General features: G+C 72.8%; 7 protein-coding genes and 1 riboswitch. Of the genes, 2 read left to right on the top strand and 5 right to left on the bottom strand.

The genetic code is table 11. The features are described 5' to 3' along the window. Positions 1–565 precede the first annotated feature (565 nt). From ACFWFR_RS13020 to ACFWFR_RS13000, 5 genes are all read right to left on the bottom strand, one after another. Complete coding sequence (locus tag ACFWFR_RS13020; RefSeq protein WP_377615631.1) at positions 566–1,192, bottom strand: superoxide dismutase; 627 nt, start codon at positions 1,190–1,192, stop codon at positions 566–568. Positions 1,193–1,413: 221 nt separating this feature from the next. Next, the gene (locus ACFWFR_RS13015; RefSeq protein ID WP_191801917.1) at positions 1,414–2,055 is read right to left on the bottom strand and encodes a 1-acyl-sn-glycerol-3-phosphate acyltransferase; all 642 of its coding nucleotides are present in this window, start codon (positions 2,053–2,055) and stop codon (positions 1,414–1,416) included. A 161-nt stretch (positions 2,056–2,216) separates the two neighbouring features. Beyond that, positions 2,217–3,818 carry a PQQ-binding-like beta-propeller repeat protein gene (locus tag ACFWFR_RS13010; RefSeq protein ID WP_377623232.1) on the bottom strand — a complete coding sequence of 534 codons (1,602 nt, stop codon included), beginning with the start codon at positions 3,816–3,818 and terminating at the stop codon, positions 2,217–2,219. Between the two features lie 43 nt (positions 3,819–3,861). After that, on the bottom strand, positions 3,862–5,100 hold the full coding sequence (locus tag ACFWFR_RS13005) for an NYN domain-containing protein (protein WP_377623231.1): 1,239 nt from the start codon (positions 5,098–5,100) through the stop codon (positions 3,862–3,864). Positions 5,101–5,203: 103 nt separating this feature from the next. Beyond that, complete coding sequence (locus tag ACFWFR_RS13000) at positions 5,204–6,670, bottom strand: PQQ-binding-like beta-propeller repeat protein (protein WP_377623230.1); 1,467 nt, start codon at positions 6,668–6,670, stop codon at positions 5,204–5,206. Between the two features lie 209 nt (positions 6,671–6,879). Next, positions 6,880–6,982: riboswitch (SAM riboswitch) on the top strand. A gap of 133 nt (positions 6,983–7,115) precedes the next feature. On the opposite strand from ACFWFR_RS13000, the gene ACFWFR_RS12995 reads away from it, so the two are divergent. Together ACFWFR_RS12995 and metE are read left to right on the top strand one after the other, a co-directional pair. After that, positions 7,116–8,165, top strand: a complete 1,050-nt coding sequence (locus ACFWFR_RS12995) for a methylenetetrahydrofolate reductase (protein ID WP_191801911.1) — start codon at positions 7,116–7,118, stop codon at positions 8,163–8,165. A gap of 20 nt (positions 8,166–8,185) precedes the next feature. After that, the gene (gene metE, locus ACFWFR_RS12990) at positions 8,186–10,552 is read left to right on the top strand and encodes a 5-methyltetrahydropteroyltriglutamate--homocysteine S-methyltransferase (RefSeq protein WP_377623229.1); all 2,367 of its coding nucleotides are present in this window, start codon (positions 8,186–8,188) and stop codon (positions 10,550–10,552) included. Positions 10,553–10,589 lie beyond the last annotated feature (37 nt).

The following is a 10,589-nucleotide window of genomic DNA, read 5'->3' as shown; positions in this document are numbered from 1 at the left end:
CCCCGTCTCCCTCTGGGAGGCGGGGCCCGTCGGCGTTCCCGGGCACGTGAGGCACGGGGACCGTCTCATGCGCTCGCCCGTGGGGTGTCCTGGCGTGCCTGTGGGCCCCGTCTGGGCGGCCGTGCCACCTCGGCGGAGCGTTCCCTGGCCTGATCCCGGTCAGGAGGGCATACGGCCCCGCCGCGACGAGACCTTCCGTGGTCCAGCGGAGCCCCATGAGGCGAAGGAGCGCGAGAGACGTAGGGGAGAGCCCAGAACCGGGCCAGAGCCGCTCGGCGTCACCGGGTGCCGCCCGTGGGCCGACCATGTGCGACGACCGTTCGACGCCCCAGGAGGGGCGTACGGGGCTGTGCCTGCCGCCCGCCCGCGTGGCACCTTGCCGTCGGCGCCGTGCTGGTCGTCGCGCTCCGAGACGCGACACCTCGAGGTGTCCAGGTCCTTCGATCGAGCGCACCGGGACCGCATTCTGCCCCGAACGCTGCGTGGGGGCCTCCTTGCGAACGACGTACGGGCCGCACAGCACCCCGAGAAGGGGGCTGTACGGCCCGTGAGGGGACGTCGAGGGTCAGGCGGGGATGATGAGGCCTTCGCCCTGGGTGCGGGCGCGGGTGAGGCGTGCGTCGGCGTCGGCCCAGTTGACGAGGTTCCACCAGGCGGTGACGTAGTCGGCGCGCACGTTCTGGTAGTCGAGGTAGTAGGCGTGCTCCCAGACGTCGAGCAGGACGATGGGGACCAGGCCCAGGGCGATGTTGCCCTGCTGGTCGTAGAGCTGGACGATGATGAGCTTCTTGCCGAGGGTGTCCCAGGCGAGGATGGCCCAGCCCGAGCCCTGGACGCCTGCGGCGACCGCGGCGAAGTGCTTCTTGAACTTCTCGAACGAGCCGAAGTCCTCGTCGATGGCTGCGGCGATGTCGCCGGTGGGCTCGCCGCCGCCCTCGGGCGAGAGGTTGGTCCAGAACGCGGAGTGGTTGACGTGGCCGCCGAGGTTGAACGCGAGGTTCTTCTCGTGGAGGTTGACCGCGGCGAGGTCGCCGGAGTCGCGGGCCTCGGCGAGCTTGTCGAGCGCGGTGTTGGCGCCGGTCACGTAGGCCTGGTGGTGCTTGGAGTGGTGGAGCTCCATGATGCGGCCGGAGATGTGGGGCTCGAGTGCGCCGTAGTCGTACGACAGCTCGGGAAGGGTGTAGACAGCCATGGTGAGTCCTCTCGTTCGGTGTCGGCCACGCTAGGACCTCAACCAGGGTTGAGGTCAAGTCGGATGCCCTGGGTCGCGGCCGCGACGGACGGACCCGCCCGGCACGATCCCTGAGGCACGTGGCCCTGCCCCGAGCACATCATGACGGGGCGCGACCTGCACGTCCTTCTCAGGAACGGGCGTGTCCCGGCGCGGGCCCGCGGCCCGCCGGGCGGCGAGGCTCAGCTCGCGCGCTGCTGGCCGCTCATCGCGTGGATCGACTCCATGACCTGGTCGGTGAGCTCGCGCCGCGCCTGCGCGGGCTTCCCCGAGGTGATCTGCCGCGCGGGCTCGATGGGCGTGCCGAACTCGACCGTCACGCGGTGGATGCGCGGGAGGCGCGCCCCGACCGGCTGGACCTTGTCGGTGCCCTTGATCGCGACCGGCACGATCGGCGCGTGGCCCGCGAGCGCGAGCCAGGCGACGCCGGTGTGCCCCTTGTGGAGCTTGCCGTCGCGCGAGCGCGTGCCCTCGGGGTAGATCCCGAACGCGCCCCCGTTGTTGAGCACCTCGAGCGCGTCCTCGAGCGAGCGCTGGCCGGCGCGCGGGTCGTCGCGCTGCACGGGGATGTGGCCCAGGGTCGTGAAGAACCAGCGCGAGACGCGCCCCTTGAGCCCCGTGCCGGTGAAGTACTCGGCCTTGGCGAGGAACGTGACGTGGCGCGGGGCGACGATCGGGATGAGGAGCGAGTCCACGAACGACAGGTGGTTGCTCGCGAGGATGACGGGTCCGCGCCGGGGGATGTTGTTCAGACCGGTCACGCGTGGCCTCAGGAACGCGTAGGCCAGGAGCGACAGGATCAGCTTCAGCACCCGGTAAGTCATCCGTACATTGTGCACCGACGTGCAGCGGTGCCCGACGACGACCGCCCGCCCGGGCGTGGTGCGCCGTGGTCGCGCGGCGGACCACCGGGGAGAACTCCCGGGATTGCACAGATGTTCACGGCGTCTGGTTCTGCGCGCACCTCGCGACGGCTCAGGTCTCGTCAACCGAACGCGACGACCGTCCCGTTCCTGGTGCCGAACACGCCGCCACCGACCGCGAAGAGGCTCCACGCGTCGACGGCCACCTGCTCCTCCCATCGCGTGCTCCCGTCGGCCACGTCGATCGACACCCAGCGGGACTGCGCGCCGTCGTCCTCGCCGTAGGCGATCGTCAGCCCGCCGCGGCTCGCGAAGGCCGCCGCGACCTGGCCGTTCGTCCCTCCGACCGCGGGGTCCCTCCACGCCCACACCTCCTCGCCCGTGGCCGAGTCCACGGCCACCGCTCCCGGGTAGGACGAGATGACGGTCACGTCGCGGGTGACGAGGAGCACCTGGGTGGCGTAGCCGGAGAAGGTCCACCGCTCGTCACCCGCCTCGTCGAGCGCCACGAACCCGGGCCCTCTCCTCGAGAACAGCAGGGGCGGCCCCGTGCCGTCCGTCGCGAGGGGCTCCATGAGCTCGCCCTGGGCGCTCCAGAGCACCGTCCCGTCGGCGTCCAGGAGCTCGGACTCGGCGAGCCCGCCCCGGAGGAGCCGCCCGTCGCGGAGCGGCTGCATGCGGGTCAGGTCCATTGAGAGGACCGTCCCGTCGCTCGACAGGCTGGCATTCACGTCGCACCCGAGGAGCATGAGTGTTCCGTACATGCCGTAGAGCTGCACCTCGTCCCAGCCGTCGACCGTCGCGCCGTCCTCCTGGTAGGCCATGCACGAGCTGTCGGACGTGCGCGTGGGCACGGTCTGCGTCCAGCGCACCTCGCCCGTGCGGGCGTCCTCGACGAGCACGACGACGTCACGTCCGTCCCGAGCCACCCTCGCCAGCTCACCGGTCGAGAGAACCGCGGCGTCACCTCGGGCGGGGTCCAGAGCGCGCTCGGCCACGGTCCTCCCGTCCAGCCCGAGGATCGTGACCGAGCTCGGGGGGAGCGTGAAGGCCGGGGCGCCCTCCTCCGTCTCGGCCCAGCCCAGGCACGTGATCGATCGTGCGTCGAGGCTCCCCGGTGACGGGCCGTCGAAAGTGCCGCACTGCGGGGACGGCAGACCCTCGTGCCGCCACGCCTCGGCGCCCGTCGCGCGGTCGTACGCGACGAGCGCGCCATCGGCGGCGATGACGACGAAGAGCTCGCCCGCCACGAGCGGCCAGGCCTCACCGACGTCGACGGTCCACAGCTCGCGCGGTGGTCGCTCGAGCCCGACGACACCACCGGGCACCGCCCGCAGCAGCGCCTCGGCCTGCCGGGCGCGCACCACGTCCACCAGGGTCAGGCCGCCGAGGACCAGGACGAGCGCGGCCGCGACCCCGCCGAGGAGCACGCGTCGGCGCCTCCGGGCACGCGGATCCGTCGGTGCGTCCTCCCGAGCGGCCCCGTCCGGCCCAGACGCGTCCAGCACGGCCCCGGTCCCGCCTCCCGCGCCCGCCGAACCGGTGGCGACGTCCGCTCCCGGGTGCGCTGCGCCGTCGGGCAGGGGCGTGCCGCGGCCTCCTGGCGCGCCGCCGGGCGCGCCCCAGCCCCCGGGCCGTGGCGCGAAGAGGTCGTCACCGTCGTCCAGGTCGTCGACCGCCTCGAAGGTGATCGGGCGAGGTTGCTCTCGGCGTCGAAAGGGCACGCCCGGAGCCTAGCTCTCGGGCGTGCCCTCGTGACGGGTCCGCTCAGCGGGACGCGACGGTGACCAGGTAGTCGTCGGCGTCGTCGTCCCAGCGCAGCTCGATCGCGCCCGCGGTCTGCGCAGCCTTGCAGAACTGCAGGAAGCTGCGGTAGCCGAGCGCCTTCTCGCTGAAGTCCGGACGCTTCTTGCGGAGCTGGTTCTTGAGGCCCGACAACGGTGCCGAGTCCCCCTGCTCCCCCACGACCGTGCGCAGCAGCGCGAAGTCGTCGCCCGCGTGCCCGCGCTCGGGCAGCGAGACCTCGGGGTCGCCCGTCGCGGGGCCCGCGCTGAGCTGCACCACGCCGCGCTCCTCGAGGTAGCGCAGGAACTCGCCGAAGTTGCGGAAGCCGTAGTCGGCCTCGCTGAACGTCGGGTCCTTGCGCAGCAGCGTGCGCTTGAGCGTCGAGGCCACGACGGCCCCGCTCGACGAGCTCGACAGGTCCGCGAGGGTCTGCGCGACGAGGACCGCGAGGTCCTCGTCCTCCGACCGGGAGGAGGCCCCGTGCCCGACGGACTCGAGCTCGGCCTCGACGTCCAGCGGGGCAGGGGTCGGCTCGGGCAGCGAAGGTACGGGCTCGGTGGCCGCCTCCGCGGTCGACGCGGCCGATCTGGTCGACGCGGGCGGCGTCGCGGACTCGGTAGCGGAAGCCGCCGCGGCCTTGCCCGAGGTGCTCGACGAACCCGACGAGCGGCCCGAGGACTTGCGCGCGGTGCTGCGGTTCGAGCTGTTCGAGGACCGCTTGCGCTCGACGGGCTCGTCGGGGATCTCGACGCCCTCGAGGCGGTCGTAGAAGAGGAACTCGTCGCACGCCGGGGGCAGCAGCTTGGACGTCGAGTTCTCGACGCCGATCCCGATCACGCGCTTGTTGAGCTCACGCAGCTTGTGCACCAGGGGCGAGAAGTCGCTGTCCCCCGTGCACATGACGAAGGTCGAGATGTACTCCCGCTCGAACGCCATCTCGATCGCGTCGACGACCATCTTGATGTCGGCGGCGTTCTTGCGCGAGGCCCCCATGCGCTGGGGCATCTCGATGAGCTCGACCTGGTGACGGGTCAGGGAGCGACGGTCCTCGTCGAAGTAGGACCAGTCGGCGTAGGCGCGGCGGACCACGACCCGACCGCGCGCGGCGAGCGCGTCGGCGATCGGCTTGAAGTCGAAGGTCATCCCGCCCAGGTGGTCGCGCGCGCCCAGCGCGAGGTTGTCGTAGTCGAGGAAGACGGCCAGACGTTCTTCGGTGTCCATATCCGCCAGGGTATGGCCCGGGCAGGTCGAACGCCCATCCGTCAGGGCCCGGGCGACGGCGACGTGCGGGACCTCACCCGGCCGCGAGCGCCGCGCGACCACCTCATCCCAGCCCGGTCACCGCCGAGCGGTCGGACCGCAACCGCCCCTGCGACGCCTGGAACACCTCGGGATCCCCGACGTGCTCCTGGGTCCACCGGACGTCGCCGCTCGCGAGGTCCAGCGCGACCACGGTGTAGCCCGCCGACGCGGTCGGCCCCACCAGGACGGCCGTGGCTCCGTCCGCGGCGGTGCCACCGACGAGCTGCGGCAGCACGTCGGACAGCGGGCCCACGGCGCGCCGCCACCGCTCGGCGCCCGTCGCGGGATCGAGCGCGACGGTCTCCCGGTCGACGGTCTGCACGATCACGGCGTCCGCGGTCCGGACGAGGACCTGCCGCGCTGCGACCTGCGCGGTCCAGGCGGTCGCACCGTCGGGGTGCAGCGCGAGCAACGCCTCGCCCTGGTCCAGCAGGACCAGGTCCGGGGTCGTCCCGTCGCTCACGCCGCCCTCGAGCACCAGGCCCTCGCTCGTCCACCGCACTGTGCCGTCGGCCGCGACGGCATCCACGGGCCCCGCCAAGGCCGTGCCCGACGACCGGAGGAACGTCCCGTCCCCCAGCGCGGCAACCGTCGTCAGGGCCACCGGCTCGTCGAGGACCAGGCCGCCGGCGGTCACGAACGACAGGAGGCCGCACCCGTACACCCCGGCCACGCCCGACCGGACGTCGATACGCAGGGCTTCACCGTACGACGTCCCGCACGTCCACTCCGCCCCCGTCTCCCGCACGGTCAGCCGCTGCTCCCACGCGGCCTCGCCCGTGCGCAGGTCGGTGGCGCGCAAGACGGCCCCCGCCGTGTCCCTGGTCGTCTGGAGGATCACGCCGCCGACCCCGACGGTCGGGGTCCCTGCCGCCGGGTCGAGCACTACCCCGGCCACCACCGAGCCGTCGAGGCTCACGAGCTGCGCGGTCACCTGGTCGGCTGCGGTCTCGAGGCACACGACGGACCTCGCCGACTCGTCTCCCGCGGCGGGGCCGGCGGGGTCGGCGCGACCGGTCGAGGCCTCGGGGCTCGCGGTGCAGACCTGTCCCGCGAGCCCGTCGAGCCGCCAGCGCTGGGTACCTGTCCCGACGTCGAACCCGGCGAGGCCCGAGCGGCCCGGCAGCACCAGCAGGTCGTCGACGACGAAGGGCGTCCCCCCGTCGGTCGGGACGCTCCACAGGTCGCGTGGTGCACGGCTCAGGTCGAGCACGCCGGCGTCGGTCCTCTCGATCGCCTCGTGCGTGTCGTCCTGCGTCGGCGGGCGGTTCACGAGCACCACGGCGAGTGCGACCCCCAGCGCGGCGACGCCGACCACGAGGGCCGCGCGACGTCGTCGGGCCTGCAGGGAGCGCCCCCGGCGCGCCGGTCCACCCTGCCCTCCTGCGGGGTCCCGCCGGCCATGGCCTTCGGGCACGTCGAGGTCGTGCTCCTCCGAGGAGTCGTCGAGCGCGAACGTGACGGTCTGCTGGCTGCGTCGGCGGGGCACGCTCGGAGCCTAGTGGTCATCGGCGGGCGCCCCGACCTCCCTCGGAACCGCCGACGGGCGTACGTTGGGAGAGCGTCCGCGGGACCGACGAAGCACCGCGCGGGAGTACGCGAGAACCGTGAAACGGGTCGAAACGTACCGTCAGACCCTTCTGTCTCATCCTTCGAGCAGATACTGGCTCAGATCATGGATTCCCCCTACGATCATCAACACCATCCAGAGCGGTCGAGAGTCCTGGCTCGTTGACACCGCAGCAACCCCCCAACGGAAGCCTCCCGCGGGTACGGGTGCTACAGCCAGGTTCGATGGAGCGATTCATGACCGAGGCATCATTCCGCGCAACCCCGCACACCGGGGCCCGGCGCACCGTCCACCGCACGAGCCGCACGGCGACCGTTGCTGCGGCCACCGTCGGCGCCCCCCTCGCACTCCCGGCGGTCGCCCGATGAGCATCGTCGACCTGGGGCACTTCGGGCACGAGGCACCGCGACCCACGGTGTCGTTCGAGCTCATGCCCCCGCGCCGCCCCGACGCCGCACCCAAGTTCTGGGAGACCGCGCGCCGGCTCGTCGCGACCTCCCCCGACTTCGTGTCGGTCACCTACGGCGCGGCAGGCACGGACCGCGAGACCTCGCGCCGCGTCATCAGCCAGCTCCTGCACGGCACGCCCGTGCTGCCCATCGCGCACCTGACGTGCGTGGGGGCCTCGCGCGAGGACGTCGAGGACGTCATCACGGACTTCCTCGACGCGGGCGTGCGCAGCTTCCTCGCCCTGCGCGGGGACCCCCCGCGCGACCAGCCCGACTGGCGCCCCGCCGAGGACGGCGTGCGGTCGAGCACCGAGCTCGTGGCCCTGCTGCGCGAGGTCGAGGCCGCACGCTGCGCCGCGAGCCCGAGCGTCGCGCTGCGGGGCGCGGCGCGCCCCCTGACCATCGCGGTCGCGACGTTCCCCGACGGCAACCTCGCTGCGGGCACGAGCCGTACCCAGGAGGTGCGCCGCCTGTGGCAGAAGCAGCAGGCCGGTGCGGACTTCGCGATCACACAGCTCTTCTACGAGGCCTCGTCGTACATCGACTTCGTCGCCGAGGCGCGCGCGGCCGGCGTCACCATCCCGATCCTCGCGGGGCTCCTTCCCATGACGGACCCGGCCCGGCTCGCACGCGTCGAGGAGCTCACGGGCGTCCCGGCACCGCGGCGCGTCGTCGAAGCCCTCGAGGCCGAGCAGGACCCCGCCGCGCGCCACGCCCTGGGCATCCGGCACTCGGTCGAGCTCGCGCGCCAGGTCCTCGCGGCCGGCGCGCCCGGCCTCCACATCTACACCTTCAACAAGCACCAAGCCGCTCTAGACCTGCTCGAGGGAGTCGACCTCGGCGGTGGGGCAGCGGGGGACGCCGGCGGCGTCTCGTCCCGCACCCCCGACCTGGCCAGCGGGCCGTGGGTCTCCGGCACTCCCCTTCCCTCCTCCGAGCCTGCCCTCGGCAGCGCATCGGTCTGACCAGTTCAGAGGTAATCACCATGAGTGCACCCACGTTCCCGTCCGGTTCCGTCCTCGGCTACCCCCGCATCGGCCCGCGCCGCGAGCTCAAGAAGGCCGTCGAGTCCTTCTGGGCCGGCAAGATCACCGCCGACGAGCTCGAGGCCACGGCCTCGGCACTGCGCGTCGCGGCCGCCCAGCGTCTCGTCGACCTGGGGCTCGAGGCCTCGTCGGGCGCCGTGCCCGGCTCGTTCTCCTACTACGACCAGGTGCTCGACGTCGTCGCTCTCCTCGGGGCGGTCCCGTCGCGCTTCGCGTCGCTCACCGACGAGAAGGGCGCGCTGGACCTCGCGGGCTACTTCACGGTCGCACGCGGCGCCGGTGAGGACGCCCCGCTCGAGATGACCAAGTGGTTCGACACGAACTACCACTACCTGGTCCCCGAGATCAGCGAGACCACGCCGTTCCGCTTCGCGGACGACCGCATCGTGCGCCAGTTCGTCGAGGCGAAGGACGCGGGCGTCGTGACCCGGCCCGTCGTCGTCGGGCCCGTCACGTTCCTCGCGCTGTCCAAGGCCGCCGACGACAGCGCGCCCGGCTTCAGCCCGCTCTCGCGCCTCGCGGACGTCCTGCCCGTGTACGTCGAGCTGCTGCGCGCCCTGGCCGCAGCGGGGGCACCGTGGGTGCAGCTCGACGAGCCCGTGCTCGTGTCCGACTCGATCGACGTGCCCGCCGCCGAGGTCCGCGCCGCGATCACCGAGGCGTACCGGGTGCTCGCGACCGAGCTCGCGGTGGGCACCGAGCGTCCCGCGATCCTCGTGGGAGCGCCGTTCGGCGGGCTCGTCGCCTCCGGGGAGGACGGCCTCGACGGCCTCGCGCTCCTGGCCGCGACCGACGTCGAGGCGATCTCGCTCGACCTCGTCAGGGGCGCCGTCCCGACGGGTCGCGTCGCGGGCCTCGAGGCCAAGACGGTCGTCGCGGGTGTGATCGACGGACACAACGTGTGGCGTGCCGACCTCGCGGCGAAGCTCGCGCTCGTCGACGACCTGTCCGGCCTGGGCGCCGGTGCCGTCACGGTCGGCACCTCGACCTCGCTCCTGCACGTCCCGCACGACGTCGAGGCCGAGGACTGGACGAACGGTTCGATCGACGCCCGCCTGCGCGACTGGCTCGCGTTCGCCGACCAGAAGGTCGGCGAGGTCGCGATCCTCGCTCGTGCGCTGACCGAGGGTCGGGACGCGGTCGCCGACCAGATCGAGGCGTCCCGCGCCGCAGTGGCCTCGCGCGCGGTGGCGAGCGGCGTCGTCGTGCCTGCGGTGCGCGAGCGCGCCGCAGCCCTGACTGCGGGCGACTTCTCGCGCGGCGACTACGCCGAGCGCGCGGCAGCCCAGCAGGCCAAGCTGAACCTCCCGCCGCTGCCGACCACGACGATCGGGTCGTTCCCGCAGACCCCGGAGATCCGCCGGGCGCGCGCGCTCAACGTCAAGGGCGAGCTGTCCGACGCCGACTACACGGCCGCGATGCAGGACGAGATCCGCCGCGTCGTCGAGCTCCAGGAGCAGATCGGCCTGGACGTCCTGGTGCACGGCGAGCCCGAGCGCAACGACATGGTCCAGTACTTCGCGGAGAACCTCGACGGGTTCGCGGTCACGGCCAACGGCTGGGTCCAGTCCTACGGCTCGCGCTGCGTGCGCCCGCCGATCCTGTGGGGCGACGTCACGCGTCCGGCCCCCATCACGGTCGACTGGTCGACGTTCACGGCGTCCCTCACCGAGAAGCCCGTCAAGGGCATGCTGACCGGTCCGGTCACGATCCTCGCGTGGTCGTTCGTGCGCGACGACCAGCCGCTGGGCGACACGGCCAACCAGGTGGGCCTGGCGCTGCGCGACGAGATCGCGGACCTCGAGACGGCCGGGATCGGCATCATCCAGGTCGACGAGCCCGCGCTGCGCGAGCTCCTGCCGCTGCGCAAGGACGACCAGGCCGCGTACCTCGACTGGTCCGTCAGCTCGTTCCGCCTCGCGACCGCGGGCGTCGAGGCCGAGACGCAGATCCACACGCACCTGTGCTACTCGGAGTTCGGCGAGGTCATCGGCGCGATCGACGGGCTCGACGCCGACGTGACGTCGGTCGAGGCCGCGCGCTCGCGCATGGAGATCGTGCCCGAGCTGGCCGAGGCCGGCTACGGCCGCGGGATCGGCCCGGGCGTGTACGACATCCACTCGCCGCGCGTCCCCTCGACCGAGGAGGTCACCGAGCTCCTCGAGCTCGCCGTGAAGTCGATCGACTCCCGGCTCGTGTGGGTCAACCCCGACTGCGGCCTCAAGACGCGTCGCTACGAGGAGACCGTGGCCTCGCTCGAGAACCTCGTCTCGGCGACGAACGCGGTGCGCGCACAGCTCGGCTGACGCCCTGAGCTCCCCGGGGAGCGGCAGGCCTGAGGCC

Source organism: Oerskovia sp. NPDC060287, assembly GCF_042726775.1.
GTDB lineage: Bacteria > Actinomycetota > Actinomycetes > Actinomycetales > Cellulomonadaceae > Oerskovia > Oerskovia merdavium.
The sequence above is the reverse complement of the archived record's forward strand: the minus strand, read 5'-3'. Positions and strand labels throughout refer to the sequence as shown.

Bases quoted from the DNA above. Each gene is read 5' to 3' on its own strand.
- ACFWFR_RS13020 (WP_377615631.1), bottom strand. From the start codon at position 1,192: ATGGCTGTCTACACCCTTCCCGAGCTGTCGTACGACTACGGCGCACTC.
- ACFWFR_RS13015 (WP_191801917.1), bottom strand. From the start codon at position 2,055: ATGACTTACCGGGTGCTGAAGCTGATCCTGTCGCTCCTGGCCTACGCG.
- ACFWFR_RS13005 (WP_377623231.1), bottom strand. From the start codon at position 5,100: ATGGACACCGAAGAACGTCTGGCCGTCTTCCTCGACTACGACAACCTC.
- ACFWFR_RS12995 (WP_191801911.1), top strand. From the start codon at position 7,116: ATGAGCATCGTCGACCTGGGGCACTTCGGGCACGAGGCACCGCGACCC.
- metE (WP_377623229.1), top strand. From the start codon at position 8,186: ATGAGTGCACCCACGTTCCCGTCCGGTTCCGTCCTCGGCTACCCCCGC.